The sequence below is a fragment of the Horticoccus luteus genome (assembly GCF_019464535.1).
Lineage (GTDB): Bacteria > Verrucomicrobiota > Verrucomicrobiia > Opitutales > Opitutaceae > Horticoccus > Horticoccus luteus.
Map to the genome: position 1 here is coordinate 457,212 of NZ_CP080507.1, position 15,658 is coordinate 472,869.

The window sequence follows — 15,658 nt, forward strand, 5'->3', positions numbered from 1 at the left end:
CGGCGACCATGAGCGGCACAGGGGAGCGGCGGGCGGAGGCGTTGACACGACGGGGAGTCGTTCTACGGGTAGCGAGCCGGCGGAATGCGCCGCCTTTTCAATCATGCAAAAGCCAAAGCTGACGGGCGGAGTGTGGTCGGCGACGCCGACGCCGTTAACCAAGGAGCGGCGCGTGGATGCGGCGTCGGTCGAACGGCTGGTCGAGCATCACGTGGCGCTGGGCGTCACGGGCATGATGCTCGCGGGCACCTGCGGCGAAGGGCCGTGGCTGCGGCTGGCGGACCGGGAGACGTTGACGCGCACGGCGGTGGCGGCGAATCGCGGGCGGTTGCGGCTGGCGGTGCAGGTGACGGACAATTCGGCGGCGCGCGTACTGGAAAACATCGAACGCGCGGCGGCGTGGGGCGCGGAGGTCGCGGTCGTGGATGTGCCGTGGTTTTTTCTCAACGGGACGCCGGAGCGGAAGGTCGCGCACTTTCGCGAGATCGCGCAGCGCAGCGCGTTGCCGATGGGATTTTACGATCGCGGAACGGCGAGTCCGCAGGCGGTGCCGGACGAGCGGCTGGCGGAAATTCTGGCGGAGCCGAACATCGCGATGGTGAAGGACAGTTCGCGTTCGCCGGCGCGGCGGGAGATTTTTTTGCAGGCGCGAGCGGCGCGGCCGGGACTGGTGCTGCTTGATGGCGACGAGTTCGATTGCGTGAGTTATCTGGAGGCCGGTTACGACGGGCTGCTGCTGGGCGGCGGAATTTTTAATGCAGCGATCGCGCGGCGGCTCCTCGCGGCGGTGCGCGCGGGCGACCGGGTGGCGGCGGAGCGCGAGCAGGCGCGGATGAACGACCTGATGTGGCGCGTTTACGGCGGCCCGAAAATCGAGTGCTGGCTCACGGGGCTGAAGGAGCTGCTGGTGCAGATGGGCCTTTTCGCGACGAACGTGAGCCTGCTCGATTATCCGCTGACGGAATCGTGTCGCGCATCGATCGCGGCGGCGGTGAGCGGGGCGGACGGCGAGGGGTTTCGGGCGGATCTGCTGCCGGGCGCGAAGTGAGGACGCGATGAACGCCGAACCCGATCCGCTGCCGTATCGCGACACGAAGCCGCAGGGCTCGGCGGATTTCTATTTCGCGATCAACGCGACGTTCCGGTTCATCCTCGGGCGGTTGGGCGCGGAGGCGTGGCGGCGTTATCTGGCGGAGATGGGGCGGGATTATTTCGCGCCGGTGAACGCGGCGTGGCGGCAGGGGGGATTGCGGGCGGTGGCGAGGTATTGGCGGGCGTTTTTCGCGGCGGAGCCGGGGGCGGTGGTGGAAGTCATCGAGAGCGCCGATCGCGTGGAGATTGTCGTGAAGGAATGTCCCGCGATCAAACACTTGCGGGCGGGGCAGCGGGAGATCGTGCGCGAGTATTGCCAGCATTGTTATCACTTGGGCGCGGCGCGGGCGGAGACGGCGGGGTTGACGATGCGATTGGCCGGAGGCAACGGCGCGTGCCGGCACACGTATGCGCCGCCGGGGGTGTTCGTCGCGCCGCAGGAGATGAGCGCGATCGCGGAGGCGACGTCATGATCGGCTGCTACGATTTTTGCGCGCACTACGAGTGGACGTTCGGATGGATCGAGCGGGAAGGCGGGCACGCGTTGGTGCGCGAGTATTGGAACGAGGCGATCAACCACGACAGCCAGCGGCATGCGCGGGAGTTGATCGCGCGCGAAGGTTTTGCGGGCATGCAAAAATATTGGGGGCACACGCTGCTCGAGGAGTCGCCGAGCCTGGGGTTCAACATCAGCCGCGGGCCGGAGGTGTTTCGCATCGATTTTCACGACTGTCCGTCGCGGGGTTTTTTGCTGCGCAACGGCGTGAAGAACTACCGGGATTATTGCGATCACTGCATGGGCTGGACGGGGCCGATGCTGCGGGAGGCGGGTTATGTGATCGACCATGAGCACAACCATCGCGGGCAGTGCTGGTGGGAAATGCGGCCGGCGAGCGCGTCGGGTGGACATGCGCCGATCGGATCGGTCGCGGGCGACAAGGATGTGCGGCGCCGGCCGGACTGGGCGCCGCCCGGAGCGACGCTGGATCATTATGTGAAGGCGTCGGATCCGGACGACAAAGTGCCGAACCCCGAGGCGAAATGAAGGCGCGCGAGTGACGCGTTGGCCGATCGGCTGTAACTACGGAGCAAGAAAACCAATGATGAAACGATCCGTGTTTCTGGGATGGACGATGCTGGTGTTGTTGAGCGGGGGAATGATGCTGCACGGGCGCGAGGCGAGGGGCGATGACGCGGCGCTGGAGGCGAAGGCGCGCGCGACGCTGTGGCAGGTCTTTGACACGGAGAAAGACTGGGTGCGCGTGCATGCGGCCGAGGCGTTGATCGCGGCGGGCGAAGGAGCGAAGGTGCGGACGATTTTTCAACGCGATCTCGGCACGTGGGAGAAAACGCCGGCGCGCATCGGCGCTTACCGCGTGTTGGCGACGTTGGCCGGGACGCCGGAAGAGCGGGCGCATTACATCGCGGCGGTGGAGCGCGTTTACCTCGATCCGAAAAATCCGGATCGGCCGCAGGCGGTGGAGACGCTCGGCAAGCTGGGTTGCGTGCTGACGGGGGCGACGCTCGAGGCCGTGCGCGAACAGGCGAGGCAGGCGGCGCCGGCGGACACGATCATGCCGTGGTGGGCATTGGAGAATTCTGGCGATGCCGCGGCGCGCGGGAAATTGGTTGCAGCCCTCGCGAGCGACGGCGCGATGAAGCAGCGGGCGGCGTATGCGCTGCGGTGGTTGCGGTGCGACGACGCGGGCGTGCGCCGGGCGCTGGCGGCAGCGGCGGCGGCGGTGAAGCCGGGGACATTGCCCTATGCGTTTGTGTTGAGCGCGGCGTTGCGGACGTGGCCGGACGCGCCGGAAGCACCGATTTGGGGCAAGAAACTGCGCGCGGCATTGGTGGAGGGAGATACGGTGGCGCGGTTTGAGGCGGCGCAGACGCTGCAATACGTTCTTCGTCCCCAAGACTTGCAGGACGTGGGGCCGCTTCTTGACGGGAAGGAAGGCGATGATCGGACGGCGGGCGCTTTGGTCATCTTGCGAGTGCTGAACGAGAAAAGCACGTTCAACGGAATGTAAGTAGCTGTAAAGAAGCGGGTAAACTTACTTGGTTTCGGCCGCCGCGCCCGTGGGAGACGCAGACCTTTGGGGCCGGCAAACACGGCGAGAAGAAAATCTTCACGACTTCTTTACCCCGAGATTCCTTGCTAATCTGGGGTGAATACCTCATGGTGACAGGCTACACATATTACATCCCTTGGCATCATGGGCTTCCAACATCACCGGGTTTGCCCTGCGTTGCAGCAGACGGGCCTTTGCCGTGGGGGTGTTGGTCGGATCGAGTTTAACGGCACAAGTGGTCTGGGATGGTGGGGCGGGGACGGGCAACTGGTCGGATGCCACGAATTGGAGCACGAATCTCCTGCCGCCGAACGGCTCGGCGATTCAGTTCGATGGGGCGTTGCAGACCACAGTTAACACGCAAGCGGACCGAAACATCGGCACCTTGACGTTTAACGCAGGGGCGAGCGCTTTCACGCTCAACAATAACACGCTGACGCTGGCGACGACGTCCGGTGCGGTGTTGGTCAACAATTCGAGCGCGCTGCAGACGATCAACAGCAACCTGCAGAACTCCGGCACCGTGACGTATTCGTCGGCCGCGGGCGCGCTGTTGTTCGGAGGCAATATCGCGATCAGCAACAGCGCTTCGAGCAGGACCCTGACGTTTCTTGCGACCAACAACATCACGGTCAGTGGCGTCATCGCCAACGGCAGCACCGCCACGGCGGCGAAAGTCACGAAGACCGGCGCGGGCACGTTGACGCTATCCGGTGCGAATACTTATGCCGGGGCGACGACGCTGAGCGCGGGAACCTTGCGGGCGACCACCAGTGCGGCGGCGCTCGGCGCAGGCACGCTGAGCTTGACTGCGGGCACGCTGCAACTCGCCAACGATACAGGGCTGAATTTCGGGCGCGACACCACGCTGACGGGCAACACCACGATCCAGTCGGACCGGTTGACGGCGGGAGCAGGCGTCACGCACACGCTCGGCGCACTGACGACAGGTTCGAAAGTGCTGACGTTGTCCGCTGGCAGCAACGTAGCGTCGGGCACGGCGGGACTGACGTTTGGAGCCACGAATGTGACCGGCAATGCGGGCTTCACGACGGGCGCCGGCACGTTACTGACGCTCGGGGCACTCAATGCGACGGTGGCCCGCACCCTCACCAAGCGAGGCGATGGCACGTTACTGCTCAATGCGGCGTCGACGAACTGGGTCACAAACAGCGCGCTCACTGTTTACGGCGGGACGGTGAAATTGGGCGCGAGCAATGTTTTCGGGACGACGGCGCTGACGAAAATCACAGTCAACGCCAACGTCGCAGGCACGACGGCGGTGTTCGATCTCAACAATTTCGACCAATCGATCCTGACGCTCACGTTGGGTGGCACAGGTGGCACTTCCACCTCGAGCAGCAATGTGAAGACGGGCACCGGCACGCTCACGCTCGGCGGCACCGTCACGTATAGTGCGACCGGAAACCCGTTGGGCTCCTTCATTTCGGGCAAACTTTCGCTGGGCGCAGCCGACCGGACCTTTAATATCGGCGACAGCACCACCGCGGCGGATGACTTGACTGTTTCCGCCGTGATCTCCGGCGGGGCGGGCGTGGGTTTGATTAAGTCGGGTGCGGGCAGTCTCGTGCTCACCGGCAACAACACCTACACGGGTGCGACGTCGATTGCGGGCGGAATTCTTTCCACGAATTCGCTCGCGAATGTGGGCGTCAGCTCCGGCTTGGGCGCACCGACCACGGTGGCCAACGGCACGATCAACATCGGTTCGACGTCGACGGCGGGGACGCTGCTTTACACCGGCGGGACGACCAGCACCGATCGCGTCGTGGCGATGGCCGGGACGACAGGCGGGGCTACACTGCGAAACGACGGCCCGGGCACCCTCACGTTCACGAGCGATATTGCGGCTACGGGCTTGGGTGCCAAGACGCTGACCCTACGCGGTGCGAATACCGGCGCGAATACAATTGCCGGCGCGATCCCTGACAGCACCGGCTTCAAAACTTCGCTTCTTAAAGCGGACGGCGGCACGTGGGTCATCGCGGGCAACAACACTTACACGGGCACCACGACGGTCAACAACGGCACCTTGCGCCTGGGTTCGTCGAACTCGCTCGCGAACAGCGTCGTGACGGTGAACTCGAACGTGGCCGGTGCGACGGCTTTGCTCGATCTCAATGGCTTCAACGCCACGGTCACGGGCCTCACGCTGGGTGGCACGGGCGGCACGGCGACGTCGACGAGCAATGTGGCGACGGGCAGCGGCACGCTCACGCTCGGGGGCAATGTTACTTTTACCGCCACCGGCAACCCGCTTGGTTCGACGATTTCGGGCAACTTGGCGTTGGGGACCGTGACCCGCACTTTCTCGGTGGCGGACTCACTCAGCGCGGCAGACGATTTGACCGTGTCAGCCGCGATCAGCGGCACGGGCGGATTGACCAAAACCGGGTCGGGCACGCTCGCGCTTTCGGGAGCCAACACTTATAGCGGCACGACGTCGGTGTCGGCCGGCACGTTGGCGGCCGGGGCCGCGAATGCATTTTCCGCGAACAGTGCGTTGAGCGTGTCGCCCAGCATGACGGTCGATCTGCGCGGCTTCGATCAAACGGTCGGCTCGTTAGCGAGCAGCGCAGGCGCCGCCCTCGCGTTGGGGTCAGGAACGCTGACATCGGGCGGAAACAATTCCTCGACGACCTTTGCGGGCGTGGCGAGTGGCACCGGTGGGTTGACCAAAGTCGGCACGGGCACGCTGACGCTGAGCGGGGTCAATACTTACACGGGCACGACCACCGTGAATGGAGGCGCGATCACCTTGGGCGGCAGCAATCTTTTGGACCCGTCGTCGGACTTAAACGTGGGCAGCGGGGGCACGTTTAATCTTTCGTCCTATAATCAGACCATCGGGGCCTTGTCGGGCGCGGCCGGCGGCACGATTACCACCAAGGTCACGTCGGGCGGCGGCACGCTGACGGTCGGCGATGCCACCAATAGCACGTATGCCGGCGTGATCACGGGCAGCGGTTCGCTGATCAAGACCGATACAGGCACGCTTACGTTGACGGGCAGCAACAGCCTCTCGGGGTCGTTGACGGTGGATGACGGCACGCTGGTCCTTTCGGGCGGCGGCACGTTGGCCAGCATGCCGAGCGTCGTCGTTTCGGACGGTGCCACGCTGAAACTCGACAATAGCGGCACCAGCCATTCCGACCGTTTGAGCGATACCGCCGCGATCGCCCTCAACGGTGGCACGCTTAATTTCACCACGAACCTCGCCGGCACGTCAGAGACACTGGGCGCCCTTAGTGCAGGCGCGGGCATTTCCACTGTGTTGGTCGCGCAAACGGGAGCCGGCGCGGGGATACTCACGTTTTCCGGACTGGGCACGATCGACGATTCGGCGACCGTGAACTTTACGGCGACGGGCGGCACGCTCGGCGCGAGTGCGAGTGGCCCCCAAATTTATATCACCGGTCTGAGCACGGGCTTTATTGGTGGGTGGGCCGTCGTGGGCAGCGACTTCGCCGAATACGATGCTTACGGCGTGCGCGCTTTGACCGGCTATTACACCGGCAGCGATGGCATCAATGTGAACAGCACTGCGGCCAATGTCATTCTCGCGAGCTCGTCGCCTTTGACCGGCTTCACGCTGACGAATGCCGGCACGACGAAGGACCAGTCGCTGCTGTTGACCGATGTTGACCTCGTGGATCTTAACACCTCGGCGAGCCGGGCGCTGAATCTCACTTCGGGCGGCCTCCTCAAGACGACGGATACCGACACGGTGATTTCGGGCGCGGGCCGGCTGACGGCGGGCAATACGGCTGCGGGCACGCTCTCCGTCACCGTGCAATCCACGGGCAAGCTGACGATCGACTCCGTCATCGTGAACAACGCCGGCACGGATGGCATCTACGGCAATGCCGGGGATGGGGTCGTGAAAGTCGTCAAAGCGGGCGCCGGCGAATTGATCCTGACGGCCGCAAACACGCACACGGGCGGCACCCAGCTCGACGCCGGCACGTTGACCGTGGGCAACGATGCGGCGCTGGGCACCGGCGCCATCACGCTCAACGCCGGCACCCTGCAAACCTCCGGTGGCGCGCGCACGTTGACCAATAGCCTGACCCTTGGCGGGAACGTGACGCTCAGCGGCGCCGACAGCTTCTCGTTTTCGGGTCCGGCCACGCTGACCGGCACGCGCACGTTGACGGTGAATACGGATACGACGCTCAGCGGCGCAATCGGTGAAACGGGTGGCGCGCGCGGGCTCACGAAGGCGGGCACCTCGACGCTCACGCTTTCCGGCGCGGCAGCCAACACCTACACCGGCACGACCACGGTCAACGCCGGCACGCTGCTGCTCAACAAATCCTCCGGCAACGCCATCGCGGGCAACCTGGTCGTGGGCGACGGCATCGGCACCGACACCGTGCGGTTGCTCGCCTCCAACCAAATCGCCGATTCAGCCAACATCACCGTCAACGCGAGCGGCGTGCTGGATCTCAACAATTATAGCGACACCGTCGCCGCGCTCACCGTGGCCGGCGGCGCGGCCATCACGACGGGCACCGGCACGCTCACCCTCGGCGGCAACGTCACGCACACGGGGACCGGCAGCACAGCGGCGACGATCAGCGGTAATCTCGCGCTCGGCGCGACGACGCGCACGATCACCGTCGGCGACAGTGCGGCGGCGGACGACTTGTCGATCTCGGCCAACATCAGCGGCAGCGGTGGCCTGACGAAAGCCGGCGCGGGCACGCTCGTCTTGGGCGGCACCAATACGTTCACCGGCCCCATGACGGTGAATGCGGGCACCGTGCGCACGGATGCGGTTAACGCGTTGGGCACGGGTTCGGCCCTGACGGTCGCGGCCGGGGCGACGTTGGACCTGAACAATTACAATCAAACCGTGGGATCACTGGCCGCCTCCGGCACGATCGCCCTCGGCTCCGCCACGCTGACTGCCGGCGGAGATAACAGCAGCACCACGGTGGACGGCGTGATCAGCGGCAGCGGCGGGCTGACCAAGACCGGCACGGGCACGCTTTCATTGATGTCGGCCAACACCTATACGGGCGCGACGACGATCAACAGCGGCACCGTGCATGTGGAAAACAACACCGCGCTCGGCACCGCGGCGGGCGGGACGACCGTCGCGAGCGGCGCGATGTTGGAACTGGCGAACAGCGTCAACCTCGGCACCGAGGCGCTGACGCTGGGCGGCAACGGAGTGGGCAGCGGCGGCGCCTTGCGCAGTTTGAGCGGCGACAACGTGGCCAACGGGGCGATCACGCTCACGAGCGCCACGACGATCAGCACCGTTGCCGGCACGTTGGGCTTGGGCGGAGCGCTGAATACGGCGGGCAACGCGCTGACTTTCGCGAGCACGGGCGATACGGCGGAGAGCGGCGTCATCAGTGGAGCCGGTTCCGTGACGAAGACGGGGGCCGGCGATCTCGCGCTCTCGGGGGCGAACACTTACAGTGGCACGACGACGATTGCGGCCGGCTCGCTGACGGTGACAAATTCCAACGCGCTCGGCACGACGGCGGGCGGCACGGTCGTCGCGAGCGGAGCGGTGTTGAACTTGAACGGTGGCGTGAACATCGGCGCGGAAGCGCTGACGTTGTCCGGCACGGGTATCAGCAACAGCGGCGCGCTGCAGAGCATCTCGGGCGACAATGTTTATGGCGGCGCGATCACCTTGGGCGCGGCGACGCGCATCGTCACCGCGGCCGATACGCTCACGCTCAGTGGGGCGATCGACAACGGCGGGAAGGCGCTCACGATTTTCAGCACGGGCGACACGACGATCAGCGGCAGCATGAGCGGGGCCGGATCGTTGGTGAAAACCGGCGCGGGCGATCTCGTGCTCTCCGGGGCCAATTCTTACAGCGGAGTGACGACGATCACGACCGGCACGCTGCAGGCCGCCAGCAGCACCGCGCTGGGTTCCACCGCTGGCGGCACAACGGTCGCGAGCGGCGCAACCCTTGAGCTGGCGGGCGGAATCACGATTGGGGCGGAAGCGTTGACGCTGGCGGGGACGGGTTACGGGAGCGGAGCGCTGGTGAACGTCTCGGGTAACAACAGCTTTGGCGGAGCCATCACGTTGGGCGCCAACACCACGATCGGCAGCGCCGACGGGCAGCTCACGCTCAACGGCAGCGGCATCAATCTCGGGGGCAAAACGCTCACCTTCGATGGCGACGGGGATTTCTCGCTGCAAACCTCGCTCGGCGCGGCGGGTGGCTTCACGAAAACAGGCGCGGGCACGCTCTCGCTGGATTCGGTGTTGAGCACGACCGGCACCGTGGTTCTCGCGGGCGGCACGCTCGATTTGGGCGGGCTCGCCCAGACGATCGGCACGTTGCAGGTGACGGGGAATTCGATCCTGGATTTCAGCGGCGTTTCCCGACTCAACCTGACGAGCCTTTCCATTTCGTCGGGCGTGACGCTGAGCATCGTGAATTGGTCGGACATGGTGGACTTTTTCTACGCCACGAATAATCCCGGCTCCACGGTGCTTGGCCGTGTGGAGTTCGCGACGTTTTCTCCGACCAACACGAAGTGGCTGAGCTACGACCAGCAGATTTCGCCGGTGCCGGAGCCCTCGACCTACGGCGCGGTGTTCATGGGTTTGGTGCTCGGCTGGATCGGCTGGCGCCGGTTGCGAGCGGTATCGCGTTCGAAGAAGGCGTAAACGGTGTCGAGCGGCAGCATGGGCAGCGCGGGCAGAAAATTGCCCCATTGCCGCGGGGCGTTGCGCAGGCGGAGCAGTTCTTCCGCGCGGTCGAGTTCACGCATCGGCGCACCGGTGACGTGACGCAGCCGCGCGCGCAAGACGCCAACGAGCGCGGCCTGATTATCCACGCCGGCCGCACAGAGCAGCGCAGCGTTGGCGGCGAGGCCGCTGGGTTCGTTGACCCACGGTTGGGCGGCGAGGCGGTCCGTTACGATCCGGAGTAACGCCGTGTCGGGATAACGCACGAGATGCGTGGCGAGGAGGGTGTAGATTTGCGGCTGCTGGTTCGCGGTGAGGAGCGCGGAAGCTTCGCGGCGGAGGTCCGCGGTGCGGCCTTGTTGCGCCAGCGCATCCAACGTCAGCGCGACGCGTTCGTCCGGAGATACTTTGGCGCCATAGGTCGCGAGGAGCGCGAGGGCGCGGTCGCCGTGGCCGGAGCGGATGAGGAAATTGATCTGGTAGTAGCGCGCGTAAGCGCTCGCCTGGTCCGTCAAGGGCGCGGCGAGCACGTGCGCGGTGGCGTCGGGGTCGCCGCTCAACGCGGCGCTTTCGAGGCGGAGAATGGAGCGGGTTTCCGAGGTGAGTTGCGGCAGGGCGAGGGCGCGGTTGAGAACGGATGGCTCGCGCAAGCGGCGGGCGGAAAAAATGAGGGCGTGGACCCAGGAAGACGCCGGCTCAGAGGCGGCTTGGAGGCGATTCAAGGCGAGCGCTGAAAGTTGCACGAAGTCGCCGCGCCAGAGGAGCGCCTGCGCCCAGCGGCGGGCGGTGTCGGAGGCGTCGGCGGGGTTGCTCGCCAAGAGTTGTTGGTAAACCCGGTCGGACTGGATCGGGAGACCCGACTGCCAGAGTTGAGCGAGCGCGATACCGGCGTCGTAGTTGCGCGGGTCGAGTTCGTAGGCGAGGCCGAAGGCGATGCTGGCCTCGCGCACCCGGTTGCCCACCAAGGCGCGTTTGCCCTGCGCCAGAAAGTAGTGGCTGCGCACGACGTGAAAGTTGCTCCACGCGGGCGGCCAGATGACGGCGGCGTAACTGACGGGATAGCCGATGGCGCGAAAGGCGATGAAGGCCAGCAGCGTGGCGAGCAGGTAAACGCCCGCGAGGACCGCGGCGTAGTAGGCGACGGCGCGCCGCCAGAAGGGCCGCACATCGGCGGCATCCACGGAGCAGCGCCAGCCGTCGGGCGTGGCGACCAGGAGCGGGCAGACGCGGCGGAAGCGTTTTTTGTCGTCCCACAGCGAACAGGCTTCGCACGCGGTTTCGCCCGCTTTCCCGGAATCGCTCGGTGCCTGGCAGGGCGATTTTCCGCCGCGGCGACGGAACCGCGTTTTGCGCCAGTTCAGCGCAAGGAGCTCCCACCAGAATCGAAAAAAATCATGCATGCCGGTTCAATCAACGAGTCGGCCACACGGAGAGGCACGACAAATCTCCGCGCTTCGGGGGGAGTCGAGATCGCGCGCGAGGTGGAAGAAGGGTGGCGCTGCGCATGCGGCGGGCGATGGCGGGGAGGCGTGGGCGTCGTCGGTGGGGAACGCTGCGGAAATCATGCGGCGTCCGCGGGGGCGGAGAAAGCGGCGGCCGGAGGTGGTTTGATCAAGAAGAGCAGAAGCGCGGCGAGAATCATCGACACGGCGGCGCCTTGGAAGATCACGGTCAACGAGATGTCGCTATCGCGAAGAAGACCGCCGGCGTAGATTGTAGCGCCGCCGACGAGGCAGGCGAAAAGGTTGAGCAGGCCGTAGCCCGTCGCGCGATAACGCGGGTCGATCACCATGCACAGAATCGGCATCATGTTCGAATCGGTGGAGGCACGGGCGAAGCCGTAGAGCATCAAGCCGGCGATCGCCACGACGACGAGGGTCGTGTGGCTGGCGAGGTAGATGCCAGGCGCGGCGAGGCAGAGGCCGATGACGGGGACGAAGATGCGGCCGCGTTCGTTGCGGCGGCTCCAGCGATCGGCCCACACGCCGCCGGCGAGCGCGCCGACAAACGACGTGGCTTGCAAATAGCCAAACGCGGTGAAGCCCGCCACGCCTTCACTGAGAGCGAAATGCTCGTTCATATACGTCGGCATCCAGCCGGTGACCGCCCAACCGACGACGCCGAGCAGGCCCCAGAAGGCGAGCGCGAGCAGGAAGCTGCGGCGCCGGAGCAGGTCGATCATGGCGGCCCAGAAGTGAACGGGCGAAACGACCGTCGCCACCGGCGTGGGGGCAGCATTGGAAGCGGGTGCGTCGCGCAGCAGCAGAGCGAGGAAGACGCCATAGATCATGCCACCGACGCCGAACCAGTTGAAGGCATTGGACCAGTGGTAGTGCTCGGCAATCCAGCCGCCGATTCCGCCGAGGCCGGCGCCGGCCATGATGCCGCTCATATGAATACCCGTGGCGAGCGAGCGCGTGGGGCCGCGGTGGTAGTCGGCGATGAGCGCGAGAGCGGCGGGAATGTAGCAGGCTTCGCTGATGCCCATGAGGGCACGCGTCAGCAGCAGGCTGTGAAAGGTGGTGCAGTGGCCGGTGCTCCACGTGACCACCGACCAGACGAAGAGACTGCAGACGATCACCCGTGAGCGGCTGAAGCGGTCGGCGAGAAATCCGGCAAACGGACTGAGCAAGCCGTAAACCCAAAGGAAGGCGGACGTGAGCAGACCGAATTGCGCGTCGGTCATCGGAATCGCGTCGACGAGCGAAAGCCGCATGGTCGTGAGCATGACGCGGTCGAGGTAGTTGAGGCAGGCGACGAACCAGAGGAGCGCGACAATGAGCCACGCGCGAGGGGGCAGCGAACGAGGGGAAAGCATGACGAAAGCGTGGCGACGCTGGGTGGCGTTGCGCGTGACGGCGAGGTCCATTTCGGCGGAGCAGCCCACGCGGGAGAGATTTGCGTGGACGCTTGCTCACCGGCCGCGTGGCGCGCGGCGCACAGCGGCGAAGAAACGACGGCACGCGAGAAGCGAGACGCCGGGCGCGCCCGAGCGGCGCGAAGGCGGTAAAATCAAACGCCGTGACGATGAGCGCGGAGTGCGGCGGCCATGGCGGGCGCGGTGCGGGCCGCGGGAATGCCGCTCCAAATTTCCAGCGCCTTCGCGCCCTGATGAACGAGCATGCCGAGACCATTGGCCGTGGGCAGACCGCGGGCCGCCGCCGCGCGCAAGAGAGGCGTTTGCGGAGGATTATAAATCATGTCGAAGACGGCGGCTGGCACGGGCAGCGCCGAGAGTTCGACGGGCAGGGGATCGTCGACCTGCAGGCCGGCGCTGGTGGCGTTGATCACGAGCGCGTGAGGCGGCAGCGCGGCGAGCGAATCGCCTGAGGAAATGCCGCGGAGCGGAATTTCGCCCGCGAGCGGCGCGAGGTGCGCGAGCAGCGCATCGAGGTTGGCGCGGGAACGATTCAGGATCGCGAGCGAGGCACAGCCGCGCTGCAGACATTCGACGGCGGCACCGCGCGCGGCGCCGCCCGCACCGAGGAGAATGATGGGCGTGCCGGTCAACGTGAGGTCGAGATCTTCGCGCACGGCGGCGGCGAGTCCATAGCCATCGGTGTTGTGACCGAGCCAGCCGCTGGGCGTTGAGAGGAGCGTGTTGACGGCGGCGATGGGACGAGCGGCGGGATCCACCGCCGCGACAAGATCGCACGCCATGATTTTGTGCGGCACGGTGAGGTTGAGGCCGTGAAACTTTTTTTCATGGAGCAGCGCGAGGGCGGCGGGAAGATCGGCGGGTGGCACCTCGAGTCGCAGGTAATGCCAGTCGCGGAAACGCGGCTCCGTCGCGGCGAGTTCGCGGAGTGCGGCGTGGTGCATGAGCGGGCTCAGCGAGTGGCGAATCGGATGGCCGAGCACGGCGAGCCACGTGCCGGGCTGCGGCCAGGTGGCGAGGTCGGACAAACGGTAAACGGGATCAGCCGGAGCGGACATCGCAGGAGGTTTAGGCGATCGCAGCGGGCCGCGGCGAGGGCGATTTCCCAACGCGAGCCGTGGTGGGGCGGCGTTTTCGTTCGCGCGAATCGAAAAACTCCGCGCTCAAGCCGCATGCGCCGGCGCTACGCCTGCATATTGCGTTCGTAAGTGGAGTCGAACTCGCTGACGAAACTGGCGAAGAGACGGGCATGCGGCTCGTCGTTGGCGGCGGCGTAATGATGCGCAAGGTTGCGGCAGGCGCGGGTGAGCATTTCGCGGATCGGGGTGGGCGCGAGATCCGTGAGGGTGGGCTCGATCTGGCGGGAGCGAAGGAGATCGAACACTTCTTCTGCGTCGCGAAACAGGCCGCCATCAAACGCGTCGATAAAGAACGGCGCGCCGTCGTTGAAGCAACCGACGACGAAGTGGCCCGGGAGCCCGACCGGTTCGAGATCGAGGTCGAGCCGGTGGGCCACGAGCAGGTAAATCGTGCTGAGGGAAATCGGGATGCCACTGCGCCGCGCGAGCACGTGGTCGAGCAGGCTGTTGAGCGGATCGGTGTAGTGTTCGACGTTGCCGTGAAAGCCCCATTCGTGGAAGAGCACGCGGTTGAGCACGCGGCACTTCTCGCGCGTCGATGAGGGTTCCACGATGAGTTCGCGGCAGCGCGCGGCGATGTCGTCCAACGCCTGACAACAGGCGCCAATGTCAAAATCGGGCGAGACGGTGCGAGCCAGGAGGATCGCGCCAGTTTCGAGTTCGTAGTTGAGGGAGCGGATGAACAGCCGGAACTCCGCCACGGGATCGGAGAATTTCAGTTCTTCCAAGTAGCGACCCGCATGGCGGGCGAGCGACCGGTCGGCTCCGGCGACGAGCCCGTGGAGAAACGGCGCGGCGAGTGCAGGATTCGCGGCGAACTCCGTGAGCAGAGCTTGATGGACCGCGGGACTCGGGTCGTCCAAGAGGCCGGCCAACGCGGTCCAACGCGGGTCATGCGGTTGAGCGTTATCCACAGCGCACAACGAAAAAGGAAACCGGGCTGGCGCAATCGCAAAGGCGCGCGCAGAAGGAATCAATTAACGTGGTGGCGGCCGACGCGGGCGCGGAGCTGGCGTGAAGGCGTGTCTAAGTGGACCGGACTCAGACGCGCGGAGGCCGCGCGCCGAAGAGGGCCGTGCCCACGCGGATGAGGGTGCTGCCTTCCGCGATCGCGAGGGCAAGGTCACCGCTCATGCCCATGGAAAGTTCACGCAATGGAACGCCGAAGCGGGCGGCGAGTTCGTCGCGCAGCGTGCGGAGGCGCGCGAACGTGCGGCGGGCGATCTCTGGATCATCGGAGAGGGGAGCGATCGTCATGAGCCCGTCGACGCGCAGGCTGCGTTGAGCGAGCGCGGATTCAAGGAGCGCGGGCGCCTCGGCGACGTCGGCGCCGAATTTCGCGGGATCGTCGCCGGCGTTGATTTGCAGAAGAACGGGGAGTGTGCGGCCGAGTTCGTCTGCGGCGCGGGCGAGGAGGGGCAGGAGCTTTTCGCGGTCGACGCTTTGCACCCGGTCGAAGTGCGCGGCGGCGAGACGGACCTTGTTGGACTGGAGATGGCCGATGAGTTCCCACGCGATCGGCGCGGTGCTCAGCGCGCGCTTCTCGATGGCTTCTTGCACGCGATTCTCGCCGACGGCGCGCAGGCCGGCGCGCGCGGCGAATTCCGCGGCGGCGGCAGGATGGGTTTTCGTGACGGCGAGCAGTTGCACTTCGCCCGGCGTGCGGCGCGCGCGCGCACAGGCGGCGGCGATGTCGGCTTGGACATGAGCGAGGTTCTGCAGAAAGTCTTCATATCGGAGCATCATGGATGACAGGTCCTAATAGGTTTGCGCTGGGATTAGG

The 15,658-nt window shown here is 65.8% G+C and carries 10 protein-coding genes; 5 read left to right on the forward strand and 5 right to left on the reverse strand.

Annotation, left to right across the window (positions count from 1 at the left end; translation table 11 throughout):
- Window positions 1-103 precede the first annotated feature (103 nt).
- The 5 genes from K0B96_RS01810 to K0B96_RS01830 all read left to right on the forward strand — a co-directional run bounded on the left by K0B96_RS01810 (window position 104) and on the right by K0B96_RS01830 (window position 9,837).
- Entirely contained in the window at window positions 104-1,048 is a 945-nt protein-coding gene (locus tag K0B96_RS01810) for a dihydrodipicolinate synthase family protein (RefSeq protein WP_220163173.1), read from the forward strand.
- A gap of 7 nt (window positions 1,049-1,055) precedes the next feature.
- Window positions 1,056-1,565 (forward strand): hypothetical protein, encoded by a 510-nt coding sequence (locus K0B96_RS01815; RefSeq protein ID WP_220163175.1) that lies wholly within the window; start codon window positions 1,056-1,058, stop codon window positions 1,563-1,565.
- Window positions 1,562-2,137 (forward strand): hypothetical protein, encoded by a 576-nt coding sequence (locus K0B96_RS01820; RefSeq protein ID WP_220163177.1) that lies wholly within the window; start codon window positions 1,562-1,564, stop codon window positions 2,135-2,137. Before K0B96_RS01815 ends, K0B96_RS01820 begins: the two co-directional genes overlap by 4 nt.
- A 55-nt stretch (window positions 2,138-2,192) precedes the next feature.
- Window positions 2,193-3,122, forward strand: coding sequence for a hypothetical protein (locus K0B96_RS01825; RefSeq protein WP_220163179.1), 930 nt, complete (start codon window positions 2,193-2,195; stop codon window positions 3,120-3,122).
- 277 nt (window positions 3,123-3,399) lie between these two features.
- Window positions 3,400-9,837, forward strand: a complete 6,438-nt coding sequence (locus K0B96_RS01830; RefSeq protein ID WP_220163181.1) for an autotransporter-associated beta strand repeat-containing protein — start codon at window positions 3,400-3,402, stop codon at window positions 9,835-9,837.
- Here the strand turns inward: K0B96_RS01830 and K0B96_RS01835 are convergent.
- The 5 genes from K0B96_RS01835 to K0B96_RS01855 all read right to left on the reverse strand — a co-directional run bounded on the left by K0B96_RS01835 (window position 9,753) and on the right by K0B96_RS01855 (window position 15,621).
- Window positions 9,753-11,258, reverse strand: a complete 1,506-nt coding sequence (locus K0B96_RS01835; protein WP_220163183.1) for a hypothetical protein — start codon at window positions 11,256-11,258, stop codon at window positions 9,753-9,755. The genes K0B96_RS01830 and K0B96_RS01835 overlap by 85 nt on opposite strands.
- Before the next feature lie 161 nt (window positions 11,259-11,419).
- Window positions 11,420-12,745 carry an MFS transporter gene (locus K0B96_RS01840; protein WP_255558802.1) on the reverse strand — a complete coding sequence of 442 codons (1,326 nt, stop codon included), beginning with the start codon at window positions 12,743-12,745 and terminating at the stop codon, window positions 11,420-11,422.
- A 125-nt stretch (window positions 12,746-12,870) separates the two neighbouring features.
- Window positions 12,871-13,794 (reverse strand): shikimate dehydrogenase family protein, encoded by a 924-nt coding sequence (locus K0B96_RS01845; RefSeq protein ID WP_220163185.1) that lies wholly within the window; start codon window positions 13,792-13,794, stop codon window positions 12,871-12,873.
- 125 nt (window positions 13,795-13,919) lie between these two features.
- Complete coding sequence (locus tag K0B96_RS01850) at window positions 13,920-14,789, reverse strand: transglutaminase-like domain-containing protein (RefSeq protein ID WP_220163187.1); 870 nt, start codon at window positions 14,787-14,789, stop codon at window positions 13,920-13,922.
- 127 nt (window positions 14,790-14,916) lie between these two features.
- On the reverse strand, window positions 14,917-15,621 hold the full coding sequence (locus tag K0B96_RS01855; RefSeq protein ID WP_255558804.1) for a YggS family pyridoxal phosphate-dependent enzyme: 705 nt from the start codon (window positions 15,619-15,621) through the stop codon (window positions 14,917-14,919).
- Window positions 15,622-15,658 lie beyond the last annotated feature (37 nt).